Below are 23,648 nucleotides of genomic sequence, written 5' to 3' on the forward strand. Positions count from 1 at the left end.
CGTCCTGCCTACTCGTTGACATCTCCGCGACATGCCTACCTAACATGCATGCATAACCGAAGGCACGCACAGACAGGTCAACGGGTGACGCTCAACACGCACCGCTGGTGGCGCGACGCAGTGATCTACCAGGTGTACGTCCGGAGCTTTCTGGACAGCACCGGGGACGGCATCGGCGATCTCGCCGGCGTCCGGGCCGGACTGCCGTATCTGAAGAAGCTCGGGGTCGACGGCATCTGGCTGAGCCCCTTCTACCCCTCGCCGCAGCACGACCACGGCTACGACGTGGCCGACTACTGCGATGTGGACCCGCTCTTCGGCGACCTCGCCGAGTTCGATCTGCTGATGACGGACGCCCGGCGCCTCGGCGTCCGGGTGCTCCTGGACATCGTCCCCAACCACTGCTCCAGCGAGCACCCGTGGTTCCGTGAGGCGCTGGACCCGGCGCCCGGCGGCACCGCCCGCGCCCGCTTCCACTTCGCCGACGGCCGGGGACCGGACGGCGCCGAACCGCCCAACAACTGGCACGCCATGTTCGGCGGCCCCGCCTGGAGCAGGGTCACCGAGCCGGACGGCACCCCCGGACAGTGGTACCTGCACATGTTCACGCCGGAGCAGCCCGACCTGAACTGGCGCAACCCCGAGGTCGGCGCCCACTTCGACCACGTACTGCGCTTCTGGCTCGACCGGGGCGTCGACGGCTTCCGCATCGACGTGGCCGCCGGGCTCTACAAGCACCCCGGCCTGCCGGACTCGCCCGACCCCGAGGCCGACGCCCGCACCCGCGACTCGGTCAATCCGCTCGCCTGGAACCAGCCGGAGGTGCACGACGTCTGGCGCCACTGGCGGTCCGTGTGCGAGGAGTACACCGCCGAGGACGGCCGGGAGCGGCTGCTCGTCGGCGAGGTCTCCGTGCCGACCGCCCGCGAACACGCCCGGTACGTACGCCACGACGAGCTGCACCAGGCCTTCTTCTTCGACCTGCTGAGCGCGCCCTGGAACGCCGACGCCTTCCGCAAGGTCATCTCCGAGGCCATGCAGGACATCGCCGGCACCGGCTCGACGGTCACCTGGGTGCTCAACAACCACGACCAGGTCCGCACGGTCACCCGCTACGGCGAACTGGGCACCGAGGGCAGCGGTCTGGGTGCCGCCCGCGCCCGCGCCGCCGCGCTGCTGATGCTGGCACTGCCCGGAGCCGCGTACATCTACCAGGGAGAGGAGCTCGGACTGCCCGAGGTCGTCGACCTTCCCGACGACGTGCTCACCGATCCGATATTCCGCCGCACCGGAAGCCGCGCACGCATCCGCGACGGATGCCGGGTGCCGCTGCCGTGGTCGGGGCACGCCTCGCCGTTCGGCTTCACCTCGGGTGCGGAGAGCGCCAAGCCGTGGCTGCCGCAGCCCGCCTACTTCGCCGAGTACGCGACCGACCGCGCCCTCGCCGACACCCGCTCCTTCTGGCACCTCTACCGCGACGGACTCCAACTGCGCTCCGGGCTGCCCCAGTTGGGGGAGGGAGAACTGCGCTGGCTGGACACCCAGCCCGGTGTCCTCGGCTTCGTCCGCGGCGACGGCCTGGTGTGCGCCGTCAACTTCGGCTCGGCACCCGCGCCCGCGCCGGTCTCCGGAACCCCGCTGCTCTCCAGCGGCCCCTGCGCGCCCGGCGTCCTGCCCGGCTCGACGGCCGCCTGGTGGATCAGCGACTCCACCAACCCCTGAGCCCTCCGGCCGAGTCCGAGCCCACGGCCTTCCCACCGAGCCCCACTTTCCTTCCAGCACTCCTTGACGCTCCGTCACTTCCCATTTCCCCGAAGGGACATCAACGATGATGCGACGACGTACGACCCTGCTCGCGAGCTGCACCGCCCTCGCCCTGGCACTCGGCGCGACCGCCTGCGGAGGCGGCCCCGTCTCCGCGGGCGGCGGCGACAAGTCGCTCGACGGCCAGACGATCACCGTGGCCGGTGTCTGGTCCGGCAGCGAGCAGAAGAACTTCCAGAAGGTGCTGGACGCCTTCACCGAGAGGACCGGCGCCAAGACGCAGTTCGTCTCCACCGGCGACAACGTCTCCACCGTGATCGGCAGCAAGATCGAGGGCGGCAAGGCCCCCGAGGTGGTGATGGTCCCGCAGGTCGGCGTGCTCCAGCAGTTCGCGAAGCAGGGCTGGCTCGAGCCGCTGTCCAAGACCGCCGGAGCCGCGGTCGACGCCAACTACGCGAGCGTGTGGAAGAACTACGGCAGCGTCGACGGCACGCTGTACGGGCTCTACTTCAAGGCCGCGCACAAGTCCACCGTCTGGTACAGCCCCGACGCCCTCGACCAGGCGGGCGTCGAGCCGCCGACGACCTACGACGCGATGCTGAAGGCCGGGCACACGGTCTCCGACTCGGGCCTCGCCGCCTTCTCCGTCGCCGGACAGGACGGCTGGACCCTCACCGACTGGTTCGAGAACATCTACCTCTCCCAGGCCGGGCCCGAGAAGTACGACGCCCTGGCCACCCACAGGATCAAGTGGACGGACCCGACGGTGGTCGAGGCCCTCACCACCCTCGGCAAGCTCTTCAAGGACAAGCAGCTGATGGCCGGGGGCCAGAAGGGGGCCCTGAACACCGACTTCCCGGGCTCCGTCGAGAAGGTCTTCGGGCCCAAGCCCCAGGCCGGCATGGTCTACGAGGGCGACTTCGTCGCCGGGGTCGCCAAGGACCAGTTCGGCAGGAAGATCGGCGAGGACGCGAACTTCTTCCCCTTCCCGGCGGTCGCCGGCGGCAAGGCCCCCGTGGTCAGCGGCGGCGACGCGGCCGTCGTCCTCAAGGACGGCAAGAACCAGAAGGCCGCCATGCGGTTCCTGGAGTACCTGACGACTCCCGAGGCGTCCGCGGTCTGGGCCGGTGCGGGCGGCTTCCTGTCCCCGAACAAGAAGCTCGACCTCGCCTCCTACGGTGACGACGTCACCCGCGAGACCGCCAAGTCCCTCGTCGCGGCCGGGGATTCGGTCCGCTTCGACATGTCCGACCAGGCCCCGGCCGCGTTCGGCGGCACCAAGGGCGCCGGTGAGTGGAAGATCCTCCAGGACTTCCTGCGCGACCCGTCCGACCCGAAGGGGACCGCGGCCGAGCTCGAGAGCGCGGCGGCCAAGGCGTACCAGGGCTGATCACCATGACCGCCACACTCCTCAAAGAGGCGAGCCCGCCGCCGGTCAGCATGGCCGACCGCCGGCGGCGGGCCCGGCGGCGCGGCCGGATCGTCGCCCTCGCCTTCGCCCTCCCTGCCCTGCTCCTGCTCGGCGCGCTCGTCGTCTACCCCGTGCTGTTCTCCGTGGGCCGCAGCTTCTTCGACGCCTCCGGCACCCGGTTCGTGGGCGGTGACAACTACACCGAGATGTTCCGCGACCCCGCCACGATCAAGGCCGTCCGCAACACGGCGATCTGGGTGGTCGTCGCACCGACCCTGCTCACGGGTCTCGGCCTCGTCCTCGCCGTCCTCGTCGAGAAGGTGCGCTGGGCGACGGCGTTCAAGCTGCTGCTCTTCATGCCGATGGCGGTCTCCTTCCTCGCCGCGGGCATCATCTTCCGGCTCGCCTACGACGAGGACCCCGACAAGGGCGTGCTGAACGCCGCCGCCGTCTCCGTGCACGACGCCTTCACGGGAACCTCGACGTACCCGACCGCCCGCGCCCGCGACGGCCAGGGCCTCACCAAGGGCACCGACGGCTCGTACGGCACGACCGCTCCCACGTCGCCCGGCCACACCGTCGCCCTCGGCCTGGTCGGCGTACTCCCCGAGGACCTGCCGCAGGGCGCGCTGCCCGCCTACGCCGCCGCCCGGCACCCGGCGGCGTCCGACGAACTGCGCGGTGCCGTCTACCTGGACTTCACCCGTGGCGGGGGAGGGGAGCAGGGCAAGGCCGACCGGAGGGAGAACGGACTGCCCGAGATGACGGTCGAGGCGGTACGGGACGGTCACGCGGTCGCGAGCACCACCACCGCGGCCGACGGCTCCTTCCGCTTCCAGGACCTCGGCCCGGGCCCGTACACCGTGCGGCTGCCCGCGTCGAACTTCGCCCCGCCGTACGAGGGCGTGTCCTGGCTGGGACCCGCGCTCGTCACGCCGGCCGTCATCGGCGCCTACCTGTGGATCTGGACCGGCTTCGCCATGGTGCTCATCGGCGCGGGGCTCGCCGCGCTGCCGCGTGACGCGCTGGAGGCGGCCCGGATGGACGGGGCGAACGAGTGGCAGATCTTCCGCCGGATCACGGTCCCGCTGCTCGCACCGGTGCTGACCGTCGTCTTCGTGACCCTCGTCATCAACGTGATGAAGGTCTTCGACCTCGTCTACATCATCGCGCCGGGCCCGGTGCAGGAGGACGCCACCGTACTCGCCACCCAGATGTGGCTGGTGTCGTTCGGCGGCGGCAACAACCAGGGCCTCGGCAGCGCCCTCGGTGTCCTGCTCCTGCTCCTGGTGATCCCCGCCATGGTCTTCAACGTCCGCCGCTTCCGAGGGAGTCACCGATGAACGCGCTCAGGCGAGGGCTCGGCAGCAGCCTGGTGCAGGCGCTTCTCGTCGTCGTGGGCCTGGTGTGGCTCACCCCGCTCGCGGGCCTGTTCCTGTCCTCGCTGCGGTCGGCCCAGGACACCGCGCGGGGCGGCTGGTGGACCGCGCTGAAGAGCCCCGGGCAGCTGTCCTTCGACAACTACTCCGCCCTGCTGGGCAACGCGGGGATGACACAGGCGTTCTGGAACACCGTCCTGATCTCCGTCCCGGCGACCGTCCTCGTCGTCGTCATCGCCGCGCTCGCCGGATACGCCTTCGCCTGGCTGGACTTCCCGGGGCGCGACGCGATCTTCCTGCTGGTGGTCGCGCTGCTGGTGGTGCCGGTGCAGATAGGCCTGCTGCCGGTGGCCAAACTCTTCGGGCAGCTCGGGCTGTTCGGCACGATCCCCGGCGTCGTCCTCTTCCACGTCTCCTACGGCCTGCCCTTCGCGATCTTCCTGCTGCGCAACTACTTCGCGGAGATGCCGAAGGAGATGCTGGAGGCCGCGCGCATGGACGGGGGGAGCGAGTGGCGCATCTTCACCCGGCTGGTGCTCCCGGTGGGACGGCCGGCCATCGCCAGCCTCGCCATCTTCCAGTTCCTCTGGGTCTGGAACGACATGCTGGTCGCCCTGCTCTTCGCCGACAGCTCCGCACAGCCGCTCACGGTCGAACTCCAGTCACAGATCCGGCAGTTCGGAAGCAACATCGATGTGCTGGCCCCGGGGGCGTTCCTGTCCCTGGTGGTTCCGGTGGCGGTCTTCTTCGCCTTCCAGCGGCACTTCGTCCAGGGGGTGATGGCGGGGTCGGTGAAGTGACGGCGGGCCCGCCGCTTCGCTCCTGTCCGTTCGCGGAGTTCCGCTCGGGCCCCGCACGTCGAACGCCGGAGAAGCCGAGGATCGGCTTCTCCGGCGTTCGACGGAGCGACTCCGGTCAGGCGGAAGCCGGCGGATAGAGCGAGCGTGGCAGCTGGGACGCGGCTGCCGCGTCCAGGAGCCACAGGGTGCGTGAGCGGCCCCGGGCTCCGGCGGCCGGGGCCTGGATCTCGCCCGCGCCGGACAGGGCGATGACGGCCGCCTGCGCCTTGTCCTCGCCGGCCGCGAGCAGCCACACCTCGCGGGCGGAGCGGATCGCGGGCAGGGTCAGCGAGATCCGGGTCGGCGGCGGCTTGGGCGCTCCGTGCACGCCGACGACCGTCCGCTCCGTCTCCCGCACCGCGGGCAGCTCCGGGAAGAGCGAGGCCACGTGGGTGTCCGGACCGACGCCCAGCATCAGGACGTCGAAGGAGGGAACCGAACCGTGGTTCTCCGGCCCGGCGGCCTTGGCGAGCTCCGCCGCGTACGCCGCCGCCGCCGCCTCCACATCGACGCCGTACGGACCGTCGGACGCCGGCATGGCGTGCACCCGCGCCGGATCCAGCGGCACCGCGTCGAGCAGGGCCGCGCGGGCCTGTGTGTCGTTGCGGTCGGGGTCGCCTTCGGGGAGGTACCGCTCGTCGCCCCACCACAGGTCGAGGTGCGCCCAGTCGACGGCGTCCCGGGCGGGCGCGGACGCGAGCGCCGCGAGGAGCCCGTTGCCGTTGCGCCCGCCGGTGAGCACGATCGAGGCGTAGCCGCGCGAGGCCTGCGCGTCCACGATCTTCGTGATCAGCCGCGCCGCCGCGGCCTCGGCCATCAGTTCCTTGTCGCGGTGGACGACGAGCTGCGGAGTGTTCACTCGGCGGCCGCCCTGTCCGCCGCGGCCTTCTTGGCGAGCGCCTTCTCGGCCACCCCCGCGGGGGACTCCTTGACGACCGGCGCCGCCTTGGTGGCGGTCGCGGTACCGCCCGAGGACCCGCCCTCGGCGGTGTGCGCCGCGGCGGTCAGCCGGTCCACGCCGTAGCGCAGCGCCGAGGCGTAGGTGTCGTCCGGGTCGAGACGGCGCAGCTCCTCCGCCATCAGCTCGGCCGTGTCGCGGCGCTTGAGCGCCACCGCGCGGTCGGGCTGACCCTGGATGGACAGCGTCGCGAGCGTGCCGTCGGCGCGGTCCAGGACGATCGGGCCGCAGCTCGTGTCCAGCCGGACCGCGGTGAGGCCGGGGCCCGAGGACAGCGAGCGCTTGACGGGGACGTCCAGCCGGTCCGCGAGCCACATCGCGAGCAGCTCGCAGCTCGGGTTGAACTCCTCGCCCTCCACCTCGACCGCGTCCACGTCGCAGGTGACCTGGTCCAGGGCCGCGGCCAGCATCGAACGCCAGGGTGTGATGCGGGTCCACGACAGGTCCGTGTCCCCGGGGGTGTAGGCGTCGGCACGGGCGTTGAGCTCCCGTACCGGGGCCTCGGCGGCGTAGGTGTCGGTCACGCGGCGCTGGGCGAGCGAGCCGAGCGGGTCCTTCGCCGGGTCGAGCGGCGCGTTCACCGGCCACCAGACGACGACGGGCGCGTCCGGCAGCAGCAGCGGCAGGACGACCGACTGGGCGTGGTTGATCACCTCGCCGTACAGGCGCAGCACCACCGTCTCGCCGGTGCCGGCCTCCGCCCCGAGCCGCACCTCGGCGTCGAGACGCGACTTCGTGCGGTCGCGCGGCGAGCGGGAGACGCGCTTGATGACCACGAGGGTGCGCGAGGGGTGCTCGCGCGAAGCCTCGTTGGCGGCCTTCAGGGCGTCGTAGGCGTTCTCCTCGTCGGTGACGATGACGAGGGTGAGCACCATGCCGACGGCGGGGGTACCGATGGCGCGGCGGCCCTGCACGAGCGCCTTGTTGATCTTGCTGGCCGTGGTGTCCGTGAGATCGGTCTTCATGGGCGACGCCAGCTCCGTCCGTCTCGCTCGAGCATTTCGTCGGCCTCGACGGGACCCCAGGTGCCCGAGGCGTACTGCGCGGGCTTGCCGTGCTTGTCCCAGTACCGCTCGATCGGGTCGAGGATCTTCCAGGACAGCTCGACCTCCTCGGTGCGCGGGAAGAGGTTCGAGTCACCGAGCAGCACGTCGAGGATCAGACGCTCGTACGCCTCCGGGCTGGACTCGGTGAAGGACTCGCCGTAGGCGAAGTCCATCGAGACGTCCCGGATCTCCATGGAGGTGCCGGGCACCTTGGAGCCGAAGCGGACCGTGACGCCCTCGTCGGGCTGGACGCGGAAGACGATCGCGTTCTGGCCCAGCTCCTCCGTCGCCGTGTGGTCGAAGGGGGAGTGCGGGGCGCGCTGGAAGACGACCGCGATCTCGGTGACGCGGCGGCCCAGACGCTTGCCGGTGCGCAGGTAGAACGGGACTCCCGCCCAGCGGCGGTTGTCCACCTCCACCTTGATCGCGGCGAAGGTGTCCGTCTTCGACTTGGGGTCGATGCCGTCTTCCTGGAGGTAGCCGACGACCTTCTCGCCGCCCTGCCACCCCTCCGCGTACTGGCCGCGGACCGTGCTCTTGCCCAGGTCCTTCGGCAGCCTGGTCGCGCCGAGCACCTTGGTCTTCTCCGCGGCGAGCGCGTCCGCGTCGAAGGACGAGGGCTCCTCCATGGCGGTCAGCGCCATCAGCTGGAGCAGGTGGTTCTGGATGACGTCACGGGCGGCGCCGATGCCGTCGTAGTAGCCGGCCCGGCCGCCGATGCCGATGTCCTCGGCCATGGTGATCTGCACGTGGTCGACGAAGGACCGGTTCCAGATCGGCTCGAACATCGTGTTGGCGAAGCGCAGGGCCAGGATGTTCTGGACCGTCTCCTTGCCCAGGTAGTGGTCGATGCGGAAGACCTGATCCGGGGCGAAGACCTCGTGGACGATCGCGTTGAGATCCTCGGCGGACTCGAGGTCGTGGCCGAAGGGCTTCTCGATGACCGCGCGGCGCCAGGAGCCGTTCGACTGGTCGGCCAGCTTGTGCTTCTTCAGCTGCTGGATGACCACCGGGAACGCGGACGGCGGCACGGACAGGTAGAAGGCGAAGTTGCCGCCCGTGCCCTGGGCCTTGTCCAGCTCGTCGATGGTGGAGCGCAGCCGCTCGAAGGAGTCGTCGTCGTCGAAGGTGCCCTGGACGAAGCGCATGCCCTGGACGAGCTGCTGCCAGACCTCCTCGCGGAAGGGGGTGCGGGCATGCTCCTTGACCGCGTCGTGGACCTCCTGGGCGAAGTCCTCGTGGGCCCACTCGCGACGGGCGAAGCCGACGAGCGAGAAGCCCGGCGGCAGCAACCCCCGGTTGGCGAGGTCGTACACGGCGGGCATCAGCTTTTTGCGTGACAAATCGCCCGTGACGCCGAAGATGACCAGGCCCGACGGCCCCGCGATACGCGGGAGCCGTCGGTCTGCGGGGTCACGCAGCGGGTTGCTGCTCGACAAGATTTCAGCCCTCCGAAGGGGCGAGGCGCTGAAGCTCCGCCTCGGTCGACTTGAGCAGGTCGTTCCAGGAGGACTCGAACTTGTCGACGCCCTCGTCCTCGAGGAGCTGGACCACGTCGTCGTAGGCGATCCCGAGCTTCTCGACGGCGTCGAGCTCGGCGCGGGACTGCTCGTACGTGCCGGCGATGGTGTTACCGGTGATCTGCCCGTGGTCCTCGGTGGCCTCGAGCGTGGCCTCCGGCATGGTGTTCACGGTGTTCGGCGCGACCAGCTCGTCGACGTACAGGGTGTCCTTGTACGCCGGGTCCTTGACGCCGGTCGAGGCCCACAGCGGACGCTGCTTGTTGGCCTGCGCCCGGTCGAGGGCGGCCCAGCGGTCGGAGGAGAAGACCTCCTCGTACGCCTCGTAGGCGAGCCGGGCGTTGGCGAGGCCCGCCTTGCCGCGGGCGGCCTTGGCCTCGGGGGTGCCGAGCGCGTCGAGCCGCTTGTCGATCTCGGTGTCCACGCGGGACACGAAGAAGGACGCCACGGAGTGGATCTTCGAGAGGTCCAGGCCGCGTTCCTTGGCCTTCTCCAGGCCCGCGAGGAAGGCGTCCATCACCTCGCGGTAGCGCGCGAGCGAGAAGATCAGCGTGACGTTGACGCTGATGCCGAGGCCGATGACCTCGGTGATCGCCGGCAGACCCGCCTTGGTGGCCGGGATCTTGATCAGGGTGTTCGGGCGGTCCACCAGCCACGCCAGCTGCTTGGCCTCGGCGATGGTCGCCGTGGTGTTGTGCGCCAGGCGCGGGTCGACCTCGATCGAGACCCGGCCGTCCTGGCCGCCGGTCGCGTCGAAGACGGGGCGCAGGATGTCGGCGGCGTCGCGGACGTCCGCCGTGGTGATCATGCGGATGGCCTCTTCGACCGTGACCTTGCGGGCGGCGAGTTCGGAGACCTGCTGCTCGTAACCGTCTCCGCTGCTGATCGCCTTCTGGAAGATCGACGGGTTGGTGGTGACGCCCACGACGTGCTGCTGGTCGATCACTTCGGCGAGGTTGCCGGACGTGATCCGCTTGCGCGACAGGTCGTCCAGCCAGATCGCGACGCCTTCCTCGGAGAGGCGCTTGAGTGCGTCTGTCATGGAAATTCCATCTCCTACGTGTCGTATGTTCAGCGTCAGCTCTGGGCTGCGGCGATCGATTCCCGGGCGGCGTCGGCGACGTTCTCGGCAGTGAAACCGAATTCGGCGAACAGCGTCTTGGCGTCCGCGGAAGCGCCGAAGTGCTCCAGCGAAACAATGCGTCCGGCGTCCCCGACGAATCGGTGCCAGGTGAGACCGATTCCCGCCTCGACCGAGACGCGGGCCTTCACCGACGGCGGCAGGACGCTGTCCCGGTACCCCTGGTCCTGCTCGTCGAACCACTCCACGCACGGCATGGACACGACCCGTGTGGGGATGCCCGCGGCCTGGAGCTGCTCGCGCGCCTCGACGGCCACGTGCACCTCGGAGCCGGTGCCGATGAGGATGACCTCGGGCGAGCCGCCCTCGGCCTCGAACAGCACGTAACCGCCCTTGGCGGCGTCCTCGTTCGACTCGTACGTCGGCACGCCCTGGCGGGTCAGCGCGAGACCGTGCGGGGCACCCTTGCCGAACACCTTGGTGTACCGCTTGAGGATCTCGCGCCAGGCGATCGCCGTCTCGTTGGCGTCCGCGGGACGGACGACGTTGAGGCCGGGGATGGCGCGCAGCGAGGCGAGGTGCTCGACCGGCTGGTGCGTCGGACCGTCCTCGCCGAGGCCGACCGAGTCGTGCGTCCAGACGTAGGTCACCGGCAGGTGCATCAGGGCCGACAGGCGGACCGAGTTGCGCATGTAGTCGGAGAACACCAGGAAGGTGCCGCCGTAGACGCGGGTGTTGCCGTGCAGCGTGATGCCGTTCATCTCCGCGGCCATGGAGTGCTCGCGGATGCCGAAGTGGATCGTGCGGCCGTACGGGTCCGCCTCCGGCAGCGGGTTGTCCGCCGGGAGGAAGGAGCTGTTCTTGTCGATGGTGGTGTTGTTCGAGCCGGCCAGGTCGGCGGAGCCGCCCCACAGCTCGGGGATGACCGCGCCGAGGGCCTGCAGCACCTTGCCGGACGCGGCACGGGTGGCGACACCCTTGCCCGCCTCGAAGACCGGGAGCTTCTCCTCCCAGCCGGCCGGCAGCTCGGTCGCGGCGATGCGGTCGTACTCGGCGGCGCGCTCCGGGTTGGCGGTGCGCCAGGCGGCGTACCCCTTCTCCCACTCGGCCTTGGCCTGGGCACCCCGGTCCAGGGCCTGGCGGGTGTGGGCCAGCACCTCGGCGGCGACGTCGAAGGACTTCTCCGGGTCGAAGCCGAGGACGCGCTTGGTGGCCGCGACCTCGTCGTCGCCGAGCGCCGAGCCGTGCGCGGCCTCGGTGTTCTGCGCGTTCGGGGCGGGCCAGGCGATGATCGAGCGCATCGCGATGAACGACGGCTTGTCCGTCACCTTCTTCGCGGCCTCGATGGCGTTGCAGATGGCGTGCGGGTCGAGGTCGCCGTCCGGCTTCGGGGCGATGCGCTGCACATGCCAGCCGTAGGCCTCGTAGCGCTTGGCCGTGTCCTCGGAGACCGCGGTCTCGGTGTCGCCCTCGATCGAGATGTGGTTGTCGTCCCACAGCAGGACCAGGTTGCCGAGCTTCTGGTGCCCGGCCATGGAGGAGGCCTCCGCGGAGATGCCCTCCTGGAGACAGCCGTCACCGGCGATCGCGTAGATGAAGTGGTCGAACGGGGACTCGCCCTGCGGCGCGTCCGGGTCGAACAGGCCACGCTCGTAGCGGGCGGCCATCGCCATGCCCACCGCGTTGGCGACACCCTGGCCGAGCGGACCGGTCGTGGTCTCCACGCCGGGGGTGTGACCGTACTCGGGGTGACCGGGGGTCCTGCTGCCCCAGGTCCGGAAGGACTCCAGGTCCGCCAGCTCCAGGCCGAACCCGGCCAGGTAGAGCTGGGTGTAGAGGGTCAGGGACGAGTGGCCGGCGGACAGCACGAAGCGGTCGCGTCCAACCCAGTCGGTGTCCGCCGGGTCGTGCCGCATCACCTTCTGGAAGAGGGTGTAGGCGGCGGGCGCCAGGCTCATGGCCGTACCGGGATGGCCGTTGCCGACCTTCTGTACGGCATCGGCGGCCAGGACGCGGGCGGTGTCGACGGCCCGCTGGTCCAACTCGGTCCACTCGAGGTCTGTTGTGGTCGGCTTGGTGCTCACCCTGGGTCAGGGCTCCTCTCCACATGTCACACATGTCGAATTGCCGGTGCACTGGGCGCCCCGGCCGTTGTCGAGCCTACCCCCGTAAGTACGTGCGTTTTTTCGAGTCATTCCAGACTGCCGGGACTCGTCGGGATCCGCCTCCCGACTGGGACGTTCCGTGTTCGACACGTGAATACGGAGCCGCTCGTCCGAGTGCTCAATCGAGTGGCGACCGGCTCTTCCAGCGGCGCCGCTCAACACGAGCCCACCCCCGCGAATGCCGGGGTCTGGGCAACGTCTACAGTGGCGTGGTACGCGCGAGCCTTTACGGGGAGTTCACACCCGGAGGCTTGCTGGGATGTCTCTGTCAGGGGTGTGCGTGACGGCCGTCGAATCCCGTCCAGCCGGTGTGCTCGGGACGAGCAGCAGCCGGGGCCAGCGGCCATTCGGGGCCCGTGTCAAGGCGTTCGTGGCGCTGACCAAGCCGCGGATCATCGAACTGCTGCTGATCACCACCGTTCCGGTGATGTTCCTTGCCGAGCAGGGCGTGCCCGACCTGACGCTGGTCCTCCTCACCTGCCTCGGCGGGTATCTGTCCGCGGGCGGCGCCAACGCGCTGAACATGTACATCGACCGCGACATCGACGCCCTCATGGAGCGCACCTCGCAGCGCCCGCTGGTCACCGGCATGGTCAGCCCCCGTGAGTGCCTGGCCTTCGGTATCGCCCTGGCCGTCGTGTCGACCCTGCTGTTCGGTCTCGCCGTCAACTGGCTGTCCGCCTGGCTGTCGCTCGGAGCGCTCCTCTTCTACGTCGTCGTCTACACGATGATCCTCAAGCGCCGTACGTCGCAGAACATCGTGTGGGGCGGCATCGCCGGCTGTCTGCCCGTGCTCATCGGCTGGTCGTCGGTCACGAACTCCATGTCGTGGGCGCCGGTCATCCTCTTCCTCGTCATGTTCTTCTGGACGCCGCCGCACTACTGGCCGCTGTCCATGAAGGTGAGGGACGACTACGCGCGCGTGGGCGTGCCGATGCTGCCGGTCGTCGCGAGCAACAAGGTGGTCGCCCGCCAGATCGTCATCTACAGCTGGGTGATGGTCGCGGTCTCGCTGCTGCTCACCCCGCTCGGCTACACGGGTTGGTTCTACACCGTGGTCGCGCTCGGCGCGGGCGGGTTCTGGCTGTGGGAGGCGCACGGCCTGCAGAACCGTGCCAAGTCCGAGGCGACGGGCGGCAAGCTCAAGGAGATGCGGCTGTTCCACTGGTCGATCACCTATGTGTCGATCCTCTTCGTGGCCGTCGCGGTGGACCCCTTCCTCCGTTAGACACGGCTTGCCGCTGGGTGGTGGGGGTGCCCGCTGCCCGAGCGGGGCCGAGAGCCCCGGGGAGCGTGGTCAAAGCCACGCACCCCTCCCGTCGCCGATTGATCTACCCGTCGGTAGCATCCTGGCCATGGCAGACACCCAGCAGAACGACGAGACCCCCGGCGCCGTCCAGGACCCCAAGGCCGAGCGCGCCGCAGCCAAGCTCGCCCAGCGGATCGCCGCCTTCTCCAAGGCGCACGGCGGGGCCGAGGCGCAGGTCGCCTACATCGGGCAGCGCGGCGCCCGCATCGTGCTCGTCGGCGAGGACGGCGGCTGGGGCGACATCGTGGCGGACAGCTACGAGATCGCCGAGAGCGCTGTGACGAAGGCCGGGATCACCGTTCACGAGGCGTTCGACGGTGAGTTCGCGGCCAAGGTGAAGACGGGCCCGTACGAGTGGAAGCGCATGGCGGGCATCCAGGTCGGAGGACCCTCGAACGGCTGACGCTCTCCGGCGCGCGACGGGTCACCCGTCGCACGGACGGCCGACAATCATCGGCTGTTCGCACGGGGTGTGCGGGACCAACACCTGACACCCGGCTCAACCGTTAGGACCTGAAAAGGAACGGTCCAGTCGCGGGGAGTCCGGATGATCGAAACGCCGTCCCTGGTGGACCAGTACTGCCACGGCGTACTGCGGACGGAGCTGGGCCTCGGCACGTTCGAGGCCCACCTCGCCAGAACCGAGGGGCCCCCGGCCCCCGGCACCACCTTCTTCGACACCCAGACCGGGTTCGCCGTACGACGCTGGTGTCCTCCCCTGCTCGGGCTCGAACCGCACTGCACGCCCGCCCGCTATCTGGCCCGGCGCCGCGAACTCGGCGTACTGGAATCGGGCCGCCGACTGCTGCGCGGCAGCGGCATCACCACGTATCTCGTCGACACCGGACTGCCCGGCGACCTGACCGGGCCGGACGAGATGGCCTCCACGGGAGCCGCCGGGGCCCACGAGATCGTCCGTCTGGAACTGCTCGCCGAACAGGTCGCCGACACCTCCGGAACGGTCGAGTCCTTTCTCGCCAATCTCGCCGAGTCCGTCCACGGGGCCGCCGCGACCGCCGTGGCCTTCACCTCCGTGGCGGGCGCGCGGCACGGCCTGGCACTGGCGCCCGCACCGCCGGGGCCGGGGGAGGTACGGGGCGCGGCGGGCCGCTGGCTGGCGGGCCGCCGGGTGGGCGGCACCCTCACCGACCCCGTTCTGCTCCGCCATCTGCTGTGGATCGCCGTCGCGTCCGGCCTGCCCCTCCAGCTGCACGCCGGACTCGGCGAGCCCGGCCTGCGCATCGACCGCACCGACCCCGTCCTGTTCACCGACTTCGCCCGCGCCACGGCCGGCCTCGGCACCGACCTGGTCCTCCTGCACGGCTACCCGTACCACCGGCACGCGGCCCACCTCGCCGGAGTGTTCCCGCACGTGTACGCCGACCTGGGCGCCGCCCTCGTCCGCACCGGCGCGCGGGCGGCGGCCGTCCTCGCCGAGATCCTGGAACTGGCCCCCTTCGGCAAGCTCCTCTTCTCCAGCGGAGCACATGGCCTGCCCGAACTCCATGTGATCGGAGCACGCCTCTTCCGCGAGGCGCTCGCACGGGTGCTCGGCAACTGGGTCGCTGAAGGGGCGTGGTCGCTGGCCGACGCGCAGCGGGTCGCGGCTCTGATCGCGGCGGGGAACGCGCGGCGGGTGTACGCGCTGGAGTGAGGCGACGGCCCTCGGTGGGCGCCCTGGCGGGCGTGGTCGCGGGAACCGCCGCGTGCCCCCTTCACCGGAGTGCCGGGCGGCTACAGACTGTGCGGATGACCGACGAAGCCACCGCCCGGTTGCTCGACCGTTTCGTCGCCGAGCTGCGCGCCCTCGACCCGGTCGCCGTGTGGGCCCATGGGTCGCTGGCCGGCGGCGACTACCAGGAGGGACGCAGCGATCTCGACCTGATCGCCGTGCTGGACGACCCCCTCCGGCTCGGCACCGTACGCGAACTGGTCCGGCTGCACCGGCGGCTGCGTGCCGACGAGCCGCTGGCCGGGCAGCTGCACTGCAGCTATCCGACGCCCGGGACGGCGGCCGACGCCGGGACGTCGTACATCACCTGGGCCCACAACGGTCTGATGCGCCGGCCGGTCACCCCGGTCACCCGCCGTGAGCTGCACGCCTTCGGACGCGTCCTGCACGGCGGACCGCCGGCGGACCTGCTGCCGCCGGTCCCGGACCCCGAGCTGCGCGCCTTCGTCGTCCGGGACCAGAAGGAGTTCTGGCGCCCCGCGGTGGACAAGGCCGCGCTGTGGACACGGGACGTGTGGGTCTGCCTGGGCACGATCACCTTCGCGCGGGCGACGGTGACGCTGCGGGACGGGCGGCTGATCTCCAAGGGAGAGGCCCTCGACCTGCTCCCCGGGCTCGGGGCGCCGGTGGAGGTGGTCGACGACATCAGGGAACGGCGCTACGGGAATCCCGCGCCGCCGACACCGGGGTGGGCGCACCGCAGGGGCGAGCTGACCAGGAACTTCCTCGGTCCCGCGATCGACGGCCTGGTGACCGCCCACGCGGGGGCCACGCGCGCGTGAGCGCCGATTCCGCCGATTCGGGGGCTACGCGCGGGTGAGCGCCGATTGCGTCGCGGGACCCGGCAGGTCCGCCACGACCTCCGGACGCTCGCGCAGGGCCAGCAGGACGCGCACCACCCCGATCCACACCAGGCAGGAGCCGAGCATGTGCAGGGCGACCAGAGCCTCGGGCAGGTCGGTGAAGTACTGGACGTAGCCGATGACGCCCTGGGACAGCAGGATCAGGAACAGGTCACGGGTGCGCCGCAGGGGACCGACGGGAGCGTCCACCGCCTTGAGGACGAACCAGAGGGCGAAGGTCAGCGTGACGACGATCCAGGCCAGCACGGCGTGCAGCTTGGTGACGTTCTCCCAGCTGACGGCCATGCGGGCGACCTCACTGGAGTCGCCCGCGTGCGGGCCGGCACCGGTGACGACCGTGCCGACCGCGATGAGCAGGACGGCGGCGGTGACCAGGAACCACACGAGCTGCTGCACCGACTTGCCGACGAGCGGACGCGCTGCCGCGTCCCCTTCGCGGGTGCGCTGCCACAGGAGCGCGGCGACGGTGATGAGCGCGGTGGAGAGCAGGAAGTGGGCGGCGACCGTGTAGGGGTTCAGGCCGACCAGGACGACGACGCCGCCGAGGATCGCGTTGCTCATGACGATCCAGAACTGGGCCCAGCCCAGCCGGGTGAGGCTCCGCCGCCACGGCTTCTGCGAGCGGGCGGCGATGATCGCCCATCCGACGGCGGCGCACAGGACGTACGTCAGCATGCGGTTGCCGAACTCGATGGCGCCGTGGAAGCCCATCGCGCTCGTCGCCGTGAGCGAGTCGTCGGTGCACTTGGGCCAGGTCGGGCAGCCGAGGCCGGAGCCGGTGAGCCGCACGGCACCGCCGGTGACGACGATGACGACCGCCATGACGAGCGCGGACAGGGCCGCGCGCCGCACCGTCCGGGAGGTCGGGGTCCAGCGTTCGGCGATGAAGGCGAGAGGGCTGCGCACCGCGCTGAGGGCGTCGGCTCGGGTCAGGTTCGGCACGCGCACCATCGTAGGGGGCCGCTTGTGCACGCTTTCACGAGGGTCCGCCCCGCGGCAGTGCGTTCGGTCACTCCCAGCGGAAGAACCGGCCGGCCGCGCCGAGTCCCACGACCGCCCAGACGGCCAGGATCCCGAGGTCGGCCCAGGGCGTCCCGGCGCCGTGCTGGAGCACGTCCCGCAGTCCGTCGGAGAGCGCCGAGATGGGCAGCAGACCGAGAACGTCCTGGACGCCCGCCGGGAACTTGTCCATCGGCACGATCACCCCGCCGCCGACCAGGAACAGCAGGAAGACGAGGTTGGCGGCGGCCAGCGTCGCCTCGGCCTTCAGCGTGCCCGCCATGAGCAGGCCGAGTCCGGAGAAGGCCGCGGTGCCGAGGATCAGCAGGAGCAGGACGGCGAGCGGGTTGCCGTGCGGCGACCAGCCCAGCGCGAAGGCGATCACGGTCAGCAGGGCCACCTGAAGGATCTCCGTGACCAGGACCGACGCCGTCTTCGCGGTCATCAGACCCCAGCGGGGGAGCGGGGAGGCGGCAAGCCGCTTCAGGACGCCGTACCGGCGCTCGAAGCCCGTGGCGATCGCCTGGCCGGTGAACGCCGTCGACATCACGGCGAGCGCCAGGATGCCCGGCGCGAGGAAGTCGACCGCCTCGCCCTTGCCGGTGTCGATGATGTCGACCGAGCTGAACAGGACGAGCAGGAGCGTCGGGATGATGACCGTGAGGAGGAGCTGCTCGCCGTTGCGGAGCAGCATCTTCGTCTCGAGCGCGGCCTGCGCGCCGATCATGCGGGGCAGCGGGGCGGCACCCGGCTTCGGGGTGTACGTGCCGGCGGTGGTCACGGACCCAGCTCCTTGCCGGTCGGTTCCAAGCTGTGCCTGCGTCATCAGCGCAGCTCCTTGCCGGTCAGTTCGAGGCTGTGCCCTTCCGGGGGGCAACCCCCGGACCCCCGGCCGGTCTGCGGTCGAGCCTCGTTCATCAGCGCAGCTCCTTGCCGGTCAGTTCGAGAAAGACGTCTTCCAGGGTGTGGCGTTCGACCGAGATCTTCTCCGGCATGACGCCGTGCTGGGCGCACCAGGACGTGACCGTCGCCAGCAGCTGCGGGTCGACCTTGCCGCCCACGCGGTAGGCCCCCGGTGTCAGCTCGGCCGCCGTGCAGTCCGCCGGGAGGGCCTTCAGCAGGGAGTTCACGTCGAGACCGGGGCGGCCGCTGAAGCGCAGGGTGTTCTCCGCGCCGCCGCGGCACAGCTCCTCGGGGGAGCCCTGGGCGATGACCCGGCCCGCGTCGATGATCGCGACGTCGTCGGCGAGCTGCTCGGCCTCGTCCATGTAGTGCGTGGTGAGGATCACGGAGACGCCGTCGGAACGCAGGTCGCGGACCAGGTCCCAGGTGGCGTGGCGGGCCTGCGGGTCGAGGCCGGCGGTCGGCTCGTCCAGGAAGACCAGCTCGGGGCGGCCGACGACCGCCATGGCGAGCGCGAGGCGCTGCTGCTGGCCGCCCGACAGACGCCGGTACGTCGTCCGGCCGCAGCCCTCCAGGCCGAGCCGCTCGATGAGCGTGTCGACGTCCAGGGGATGGGCGTGCAGTTTCGCGACGTGGCGGAGCATCTCGTCCGCCCGGGCGCCCGAGTAGACGCCGCCGGACTGGAGCATCACGCCGATGCGGGTGTGCAGCTCCCCGGACTGTCTCACCGGGTCGAGGCCCAGGACGCGCACGGTGCCGGAGTCCGGCTTCCGGTACCCCTCGCAGGTCTCGACCGTGGTCGTCTTGCCGGCGCCGTTGGGTCCGAGTACGGCGGTGATGCCCGCCGTGGCCGCCAGGTCGAGGCCGTCCACCGCGGTCTTCGTGCCGTACCGCTTCACCAGGGCCTGGACCTGGACCACGGGCTCGCTTCGCATGAGGCGCAAGTCTAGGGACGTCCGCGCGTGCCGGAACCGCCGGGGGCCGCATCCACGTACAGGTCCCGCGGCCGGTGCAGCGGCAGCCACCGCTCCGCGTACGCCACCGCGTCGGCCACCGGGAACAGCCGCGCCCGGGCGGCGCCCACGGTGCCCCGTACGACGGGACGGTCCCGCTCGAAGTCGGTGCCCAGCTCCTCGAACAGCTCGGAGGTGATCGACACCTCCCGGACCTTCTCCCAGCCCGTCGGGGACGGCCGTCCGACCTCGACGACGGGCGAGGGAACCCGGTATTCGGCCAGGTGGAAGCTGGTGCAGGTGCTGTAGCCCGCGCCGAGCAGCAGGACGCGGGCGCCGCCGGCCTCCAGGCGGGCCAGCGGGCTGCGCTCGCCGAGGCGGCAGTCGGGCGCGTGCCCGTCCACGACCGCCGCCGCGCGCGGGCCGAGTGCCGCGAAGGAGGTCTCCGGGTGCGCGCTGCGCAGGGCGCCGGGCCAGGTGCGGACGGTCTCGGGTATCACGCCGACGCCGCGGGAGGGCGTCACGCGGGGGTCGTAGGGGGGCATGGTCGCCCGGATGGCCGGCCACCACTCCTCGGGCACCGGCGGACGGCTCCACAGCGCCGGATCGGAGAGGTCGCCGGACTGGGTCGGCACCACCAGGGTGCCGTGTGGACCGAGTGCGTCGAGCAGTCCCTGGACAACGGCCACGGGGCCGCCGTTCACCCATCCGAGGGCACTGAGCGAGGAGTGCACAAGAAGCGTCTCCCCGGGCTGTACGCCCAGCGCGCGCAGGTCCCCGGCGAGGGTGTCCCGGGTGACGAGTGGGCCGGTCGGAGGGGGTGTCGACATGGTTCCGGAGTCTCCCCGAGAGCGTGCCCGGACGCCACCGAATTGATCGATCAAAGATCGTTTGCGCAGGTCACCTTAGGTATACCTAAGTGATGCAGCGCACCGATCACTCCGGAGGGTGCGGCTTGTCAGGGCCTGAGGAATTACGCAACAATGGCGTTGTGAAATACGTTGGCGAGGCTCGGGAGACCCCCGCGGGGGCCCCGCAGGAGGAACTCGCGACCGGTGAGCGCTCGACGCGCAACCGGGTCGCGCGGTCCATCCTGGACCACGGCCCGTCGACCGTGGCCGACCTCGCGGGCCGGCTGGGGCTGACCCAGGCCGCCGTACGACGTCATCTCGACGCGCTCGTCGGCGACGACGTCGTGGAAGCACGTGAGCAGCGGGTCTACGGAGCACGCACGCGTGGCCGTCCCGCCAAGGTGTTCGCCCTGACCGACTGCGGCCGGGACGCCTTCGACCAGTCCTACGACAAGCTCGCCGAGGACGCACTGCGCTGGATCGCCGAGCGCGAGGGCGGCGACGAGGCGGTCCTCTCCTTCGCCCGCGCCCGGATCGCCGCGCAGGCCGGGGCGTACCGAGCGGCCATCGAAGCCGCGTCCCCCGAGGAGCGCACGGAAGCACTGGCCAAGGCCCTGAGTGCCGACGGGTACGCTGCCACGGCGCGCAGCGCACCGGTCGGCGAGCAGCTCTGCCAGCACCACTGCCCGGTCGCCCACGTCGCCGAGCGGTTCCCGCAGCTGTGCGAGGCGGAGACGGAGTTCTTCTCCCAGCTGCTCGGCACGCACGTCCAGCGGCTGGCCACCATCGCCCACGGCGACGGGGTGTGCACGACGTTCATCCCCAAGATTTCGCAATCCACTCACAACGCATCTGCAAGCACCGCCGGGAGGAACCCCGCATGACGCTCCCCATCGAGGAGACTGCCCACCCTGAGCTCGAGGGTCTGGGTACGTACGAATACGGCTGGGCCGACTCCGACGTGGCCGGTGCCTCCGCCAAGCGCGGCATCAACGAGGACGTCGTCCGCGACATCTCCGCGAAGAAGAGCGAGCCGGAGTGGATGACCAAGCTCCGCCTGAAGGGCTTGCGCCTCTTCGGGAAGAAGCCCATGCCCAACTGGGGTTCGGACCTGTCGGGCATCGACTTCGACAACATCAAGTACTTCGTGCGCTCCACGGAGAAGCAGGCGGAGTCCTGGGAGGACCTGCCCGAGGACATCAAGAACACGTACGACAAGCTCGGCATCCCGGAGGCGGAGAAGCAGCGCCTCGTCGCCGGTGTCGCGGCCCAGTACGAGTCCGAGGTCGTCTACCACCAGATCCGCGAGGACCTGGAGGAGCAGGGCGTCATCTTCCTGGACACCGACACCGCCCTCAAGCAGCACCCGGAGCTCTTCAAGGAGTACTTCGGCACGGTCATCCCGGTCGGTGACAACAAGTTCGCGTCGCTGAACACCGCCGTGTGGTCCGGTGGCTCCTTCATCTACGTGCCGAAGGGTGTGCACGTCGAGATCCCGCTCCAGGCCTACTTCCGTATCAACACGGAGAACATGGGCCAGTTCGAGCGGACGCTGATCATCGTCGACGAGGACGCCTACGTCCACTACGTCGAGGGCTGTACGGCGCCGATCTACAAGTCGGACTCCCTGCACTCCGCGGTGGTCGAGATCATCGTGAAGAAGGGCGCCCGCTGCCGTTACACGACCATCCAGAACTGGTCGAACAACGTCTACAACCTGGTCACCAAGCGCGCCGTGGCGTACGAGGGCGCGACCATGGAGTGGATCGACGGCAACATCGGTTCCAAGGTCACCATGAAGTACCCGGCCGTCTACCTGATGGGCGAGCACGCCAAGGGCGAGACCCTGTCCATCGCCTTCGCGGGCGAGGGCCAGCACCAGGACGCCGGCTCCAAGATGGTCCACATGGCGCCGAACACCTCTTCGAACATCGTGTCGAAGTCGGTGGCGCGTGGTGGCGGCCGTACGTCCTACCGCGGTCTCGTCGAGATCGGCGAGGGCGCCCACGGCTCGAAGTCCAACGTGCTGTGCGACGCGCTGCTCGTCGACACCATCTCCCGCTCGGACACCTACCCCTACGTGGACGTCCGCGAGGACGACGTGTCCATGGGCCACGAGGCGACCGTCTCCAAGGTCTCCGAGGACCAGCTCTTCTACCTGATGAGCCGTGGTCTGACGGAGTTCGAGGCGATGGCGATGATCGTGCGCGGCTTCGTCGAGCCGATCGCCAAGGAACTGCCCATGGAGTACGCCCTCGAGCTCAACCGGCTGATCGAGCTCCAGATGGAAGGCTCGGTCGGCTAAGCGCCGGCCGCCGTATCCATCAAGCCACTCACGCAAGAAAGCGAGCAGACCGACAGCCATGGCTGAGGCTCTTAACATCCCGGTGGGCAGCACGACCGCCGGCCAGATCGCGGTGGCCGCCGAGTCGACCGTCGCCACGCGCATGAGCGCGCCCCCCTCCTTCGACGTGGCGGACTTCCCGGTCCCCCACGGCCGCGAGGAGGAGTGGCGGTTCACCCCGCTGGAGCGACTGCGCGGGCTGCACGACGGCACCGCCGTCGCGACCGGCGAGGGCGTGCGGATCGACGTGACGGCCCCCGAGGGCGTCTCCGTCGAGACGGTCGCCCGTGACGACGCGCGGATCGGCAAGGCCGGCACCCCGGTGGACCGCGTCGCCGCCCAGGCGTACTCGGCCTTCGAGAAGGCCGGTGTCGTCACCGTCCCCAAGGAGACGGTGCTCACCGAGCCCATCCGGATCGCCGTGCACGGCGAGGGCGGGGTCGCCTACGGCCACCAGGTCATCGAGCTGGGAGCCTTCGCCGAGGCCGTCGTCGTCATCGACCACACCGGTGACGCGGTGCTCGCCGCCAACGTCGACTACGTCCTCGGTGACGGCGCCAAGCTGACCGTCGTCTCCGTCCAGGACTGGGACGACAAGGCCGTGCACGTCGGCCAGCACAACGCGCTGATCGGCCGCGACGCCACCTTCAAGTCGTTCGTGGTCACCTTCGGCGGCGACCTCGTACGCCTCCACCCGCGCGTCGCCTACGCCGGCACCGGCGGCGAGGCCGAGCTCTTCGGCCTGTACTTCACGGACGCCGGCCAGCACCAGGAGCACCGCCTCCTGGTCGACCACAACACCCCGCACTGCAAGTCGAACGTGGCCTACAAGGGCGCGCTCCAGGGCGAGGGTGCCCACGCGGTGTGGATCGGTGACGTTCTCATCGAGGCCAAGGCCGAGGGCACGGACACCTACGAGATGAACCGCAACCTGGTTCTGACCGACGGCGCCCGCGTCGACTCCGTGCCGAACCTGGAGATCGAGACCGGCGAGATCGTCGGCGCCGGCCACGCCTCCGCGACCGGCCGCTTCGACGACGAGCAGCTCTTCTACCTGATGGCCCGCGGCATCCCGGCCGACGAGGCCCGGCGTCTGGTGGTCCGCGGCTTCTTCGCCGAGCTGGTCCAGCAGATCGGTGTCGACGACATCGAAGAGCGCCTTCTCGTGAAGATCGACGAGGAGCTGGAGGCGTCGCTCTGATGCCCGGCACCTTCGTGCGCGTCTGTGGGCTGAGCGAGCTGGAGGAGAACACCCCGAAGCGGGTGGAACTCGACGGCACGCCGGTCTCGGTCGTGAAGGCCGAGGGGGAGGTGTTCGCGATCAACGACATCTGCTCGCACGCGAACGTCTCGCTCTCCGAGGGCGAGGTGGAGGACTGTCAGATCGAGTGCTGGCTGCACGGCTCCGCGTTCGACCTCCGCACCGGCAAGCCGTCCGGCCTTCCCGCGACGCGCCCCGTCCCCGTATACCCCGTACAGATCGAAGGGGACGACGTGCTCGTCTCCCTCAACCAGGAGTCCTGAGGAACCC

21 protein-coding genes are annotated in these 23,648 nt (G+C 70.4%); 12 read left to right on the forward strand and 9 right to left on the reverse strand.

All coding sequences use genetic code 11. The features are described from left to right. Nucleotides 1-48 precede the first annotated feature (48 nt). The 4 genes from OOK38_RS23615 (at nt 49) to OOK38_RS23630 (ending at nt 5,354) form a co-directional block, all read left to right on the forward strand. The gene (locus tag OOK38_RS23615; RefSeq protein ID WP_266757440.1) at nt 49-1,722 is read left to right on the forward strand and encodes an alpha-amylase family glycosyl hydrolase; all 1,674 of its coding nucleotides are present in this window, start codon (nt 49-51) and stop codon (nt 1,720-1,722) included. Between the two features lie 106 nt (nt 1,723-1,828). Then, the gene (locus OOK38_RS23620; RefSeq protein ID WP_266757438.1) at nt 1,829-3,154 is read left to right on the forward strand and encodes an ABC transporter substrate-binding protein; all 1,326 of its coding nucleotides are present in this window, start codon (nt 1,829-1,831) and stop codon (nt 3,152-3,154) included. Nucleotides 3,155-3,159: 5 nt separating this feature from the next. Next, nucleotides 3,160-4,518, forward strand: coding sequence for an ABC transporter permease subunit (locus OOK38_RS23625; protein WP_266757436.1), 1,359 nt, complete (start codon nt 3,160-3,162; stop codon nt 4,516-4,518). Beyond that, the gene (locus OOK38_RS23630) at nt 4,515-5,354 is read left to right on the forward strand and encodes a carbohydrate ABC transporter permease (RefSeq protein ID WP_266757434.1); all 840 of its coding nucleotides are present in this window, start codon (nt 4,515-4,517) and stop codon (nt 5,352-5,354) included. Before OOK38_RS23625 ends, OOK38_RS23630 begins: the two co-directional genes overlap by 4 nt. 115 nt (nt 5,355-5,469) lie before the next feature. Here OOK38_RS23630 and pgl read toward each other — a convergent pair whose 3' ends face one another. Genes pgl through tkt form a run of 5 tightly spaced genes read right to left on the reverse strand, consistent with a single transcriptional unit; the run spans nt 5,470 to nt 12,082 of the window. After that, complete coding sequence (gene pgl / locus OOK38_RS23635) at nt 5,470-6,252, reverse strand: 6-phosphogluconolactonase (protein WP_266757432.1); 783 nt, start codon at nt 6,250-6,252, stop codon at nt 5,470-5,472. After that, on the reverse strand, nt 6,249-7,316 hold the full coding sequence (gene opcA, locus OOK38_RS23640; protein ID WP_266757430.1) for a glucose-6-phosphate dehydrogenase assembly protein OpcA: 1,068 nt from the start codon (nt 7,314-7,316) through the stop codon (nt 6,249-6,251). Before opcA ends, pgl begins: the two co-directional genes overlap by 4 nt. Further along, the gene (gene zwf / locus OOK38_RS23645; RefSeq protein WP_323178849.1) at nt 7,313-8,839 is read right to left on the reverse strand and encodes a glucose-6-phosphate dehydrogenase; all 1,527 of its coding nucleotides are present in this window, start codon (nt 8,837-8,839) and stop codon (nt 7,313-7,315) included. The genes opcA and zwf overlap by 4 nt, the downstream gene beginning before the upstream one ends. Before the next feature lies 1 nt (nt 8,840). Then, entirely contained in the window at nt 8,841-9,959 is a 1,119-nt protein-coding gene (gene tal / locus OOK38_RS23650; RefSeq protein WP_266757426.1) for a transaldolase, read from the reverse strand. Between the two features lie 35 nt (nt 9,960-9,994). Then, the gene (tkt, locus tag OOK38_RS23655; protein ID WP_266757424.1) at nt 9,995-12,082 is read right to left on the reverse strand and encodes a transketolase; all 2,088 of its coding nucleotides are present in this window, start codon (nt 12,080-12,082) and stop codon (nt 9,995-9,997) included. A 355-nt stretch (nt 12,083-12,437) separates the two neighbouring features. On the opposite strand from tkt, the gene OOK38_RS23660 reads away from it, so the two are divergent. From OOK38_RS23660 to OOK38_RS23675, 4 genes are all read left to right on the forward strand, one after another. Further along, nucleotides 12,438-13,391 (forward strand): heme o synthase, encoded by a 954-nt coding sequence (locus OOK38_RS23660; RefSeq protein ID WP_266765630.1) that lies wholly within the window; start codon nt 12,438-12,440, stop codon nt 13,389-13,391. Between the two features lie 127 nt (nt 13,392-13,518). Further along, nucleotides 13,519-13,875 carry a hypothetical protein gene (locus OOK38_RS23665; RefSeq protein ID WP_266757422.1) on the forward strand — a complete coding sequence of 119 codons (357 nt, stop codon included), beginning with the start codon at nt 13,519-13,521 and terminating at the stop codon, nt 13,873-13,875. 144 nt (nt 13,876-14,019) lie between these two features. Further along, the gene (locus OOK38_RS23670) at nt 14,020-15,126 is read left to right on the forward strand and encodes an amidohydrolase family protein (RefSeq protein ID WP_266757420.1); all 1,107 of its coding nucleotides are present in this window, start codon (nt 14,020-14,022) and stop codon (nt 15,124-15,126) included. A gap of 95 nt (nt 15,127-15,221) precedes the next feature. Then, nucleotides 15,222-15,986 carry a nucleotidyltransferase domain-containing protein gene (locus tag OOK38_RS23675; protein ID WP_266757418.1) on the forward strand — a complete coding sequence of 255 codons (765 nt, stop codon included), beginning with the start codon at nt 15,222-15,224 and terminating at the stop codon, nt 15,984-15,986. 24 nt (nt 15,987-16,010) lie between these two features. On the opposite strand, the gene OOK38_RS23680 is transcribed toward OOK38_RS23675, so the two are convergent. The 4 genes from OOK38_RS23680 to OOK38_RS23695 all read right to left on the reverse strand — a co-directional run bounded on the left by OOK38_RS23680 (nt 16,011) and on the right by OOK38_RS23695 (nt 19,752). Then, a complete protein-coding gene (locus OOK38_RS23680) occupies nt 16,011-17,018 on the reverse strand; it encodes a heme A synthase (protein WP_266757416.1) in 1,008 nt (335 codons plus the stop codon). A 58-nt stretch (nt 17,019-17,076) separates the two neighbouring features. Next, complete coding sequence (locus OOK38_RS23685) at nt 17,077-17,793, reverse strand: ABC transporter permease (protein WP_266765629.1); 717 nt, start codon at nt 17,791-17,793, stop codon at nt 17,077-17,079. Nucleotides 17,794-17,983: 190 nt separating this feature from the next. After that, on the reverse strand, nt 17,984-18,904 hold the full coding sequence (locus OOK38_RS23690; protein ID WP_266757414.1) for an ABC transporter ATP-binding protein: 921 nt from the start codon (nt 18,902-18,904) through the stop codon (nt 17,984-17,986). Nucleotides 18,905-18,915: 11 nt separating this feature from the next. Continuing rightward, entirely contained in the window at nt 18,916-19,752 is an 837-nt protein-coding gene (locus OOK38_RS23695) for an aminoglycoside N(3)-acetyltransferase (RefSeq protein WP_266757412.1), read from the reverse strand. A 161-nt stretch (nt 19,753-19,913) separates the two neighbouring features. Between OOK38_RS23695 and OOK38_RS23700 the strand changes: the two genes are divergently transcribed. From OOK38_RS23700 to OOK38_RS23715, 4 genes are read left to right on the forward strand one after another with little or no spacing between them, the layout of a single operon-like run. Then, nucleotides 19,914-20,657, forward strand: a complete 744-nt coding sequence (locus OOK38_RS23700) for a metalloregulator ArsR/SmtB family transcription factor (protein ID WP_266757410.1) — start codon at nt 19,914-19,916, stop codon at nt 20,655-20,657. Beyond that, nucleotides 20,654-22,078 carry a Fe-S cluster assembly protein SufB gene (gene sufB / locus OOK38_RS23705; RefSeq protein ID WP_266757408.1) on the forward strand — a complete coding sequence of 475 codons (1,425 nt, stop codon included), beginning with the start codon at nt 20,654-20,656 and terminating at the stop codon, nt 22,076-22,078. The genes OOK38_RS23700 and sufB overlap by 4 nt, the downstream gene beginning before the upstream one ends. Nucleotides 22,079-22,136: 58 nt before the next feature. Next, on the forward strand, nt 22,137-23,318 hold the full coding sequence (gene sufD / locus OOK38_RS23710) for a Fe-S cluster assembly protein SufD (RefSeq protein WP_266757406.1): 1,182 nt from the start codon (nt 22,137-22,139) through the stop codon (nt 23,316-23,318). After that, nucleotides 23,318-23,641 carry a bifunctional 3-phenylpropionate/cinnamic acid dioxygenase ferredoxin subunit gene (locus OOK38_RS23715; RefSeq protein WP_266757404.1) on the forward strand — a complete coding sequence of 108 codons (324 nt, stop codon included), beginning with the start codon at nt 23,318-23,320 and terminating at the stop codon, nt 23,639-23,641. The genes sufD and OOK38_RS23715 overlap by 1 nt, the downstream gene beginning before the upstream one ends. The last annotated feature ends 7 nt before the right edge of the window (nt 23,642-23,648 follow it).

This window comes from Streptomyces sp. NBC_00568, assembly GCF_026341855.1.
Classification (GTDB): domain Bacteria; phylum Actinomycetota; class Actinomycetes; order Streptomycetales; family Streptomycetaceae; genus Streptomyces.

Excerpts from the sequence above, each read along its gene's own strand:
- OOK38_RS23615 (WP_266757440.1), top strand. The coding sequence starts at position 49 with ATGCATAACCGAAGGCACGCACAGACAGGTCAACGGGTGACGCTCAAC.
- OOK38_RS23620 (WP_266757438.1), top strand. The coding sequence starts at position 1,829 with ATGATGCGACGACGTACGACCCTGCTCGCGAGCTGCACCGCCCTCGCC.
- OOK38_RS23625 (WP_266757436.1), top strand. The coding sequence starts at position 3,160 with ATGACCGCCACACTCCTCAAAGAGGCGAGCCCGCCGCCGGTCAGCATG.
- OOK38_RS23630 (WP_266757434.1), top strand. The coding sequence starts at position 4,515 with ATGAACGCGCTCAGGCGAGGGCTCGGCAGCAGCCTGGTGCAGGCGCTT.
- opcA (WP_266757430.1), bottom strand. The coding sequence starts at position 7,316 with ATGAAGACCGATCTCACGGACACCACGGCCAGCAAGATCAACAAGGCG.
- tal (WP_266757426.1), bottom strand. The coding sequence starts at position 9,959 with ATGACAGACGCACTCAAGCGCCTCTCCGAGGAAGGCGTCGCGATCTGG.
- OOK38_RS23665 (WP_266757422.1), top strand. The coding sequence starts at position 13,519 with ATGGCAGACACCCAGCAGAACGACGAGACCCCCGGCGCCGTCCAGGAC.
- OOK38_RS23670 (WP_266757420.1), top strand. The coding sequence starts at position 14,020 with ATGATCGAAACGCCGTCCCTGGTGGACCAGTACTGCCACGGCGTACTG.
- OOK38_RS23675 (WP_266757418.1), top strand. The coding sequence starts at position 15,222 with ATGACCGACGAAGCCACCGCCCGGTTGCTCGACCGTTTCGTCGCCGAG.
- OOK38_RS23680 (WP_266757416.1), bottom strand. The coding sequence starts at position 17,018 with ATGGTGCGCGTGCCGAACCTGACCCGAGCCGACGCCCTCAGCGCGGTG.
- OOK38_RS23685 (WP_266765629.1), bottom strand. The coding sequence starts at position 17,793 with ATGATCGGCGCGCAGGCCGCGCTCGAGACGAAGATGCTGCTCCGCAAC.
- OOK38_RS23690 (WP_266757414.1), bottom strand. The coding sequence starts at position 18,904 with ATGCGAAGCGAGCCCGTGGTCCAGGTCCAGGCCCTGGTGAAGCGGTAC.
- OOK38_RS23695 (WP_266757412.1), bottom strand. The coding sequence starts at position 19,752 with ATGTCGACACCCCCTCCGACCGGCCCACTCGTCACCCGGGACACCCTC.
- sufB (WP_266757408.1), top strand. The coding sequence starts at position 20,654 with ATGACGCTCCCCATCGAGGAGACTGCCCACCCTGAGCTCGAGGGTCTG.
- sufD (WP_266757406.1), top strand. The coding sequence starts at position 22,137 with ATGGCTGAGGCTCTTAACATCCCGGTGGGCAGCACGACCGCCGGCCAG.
- OOK38_RS23715 (WP_266757404.1), top strand. The coding sequence starts at position 23,318 with ATGCCCGGCACCTTCGTGCGCGTCTGTGGGCTGAGCGAGCTGGAGGAG.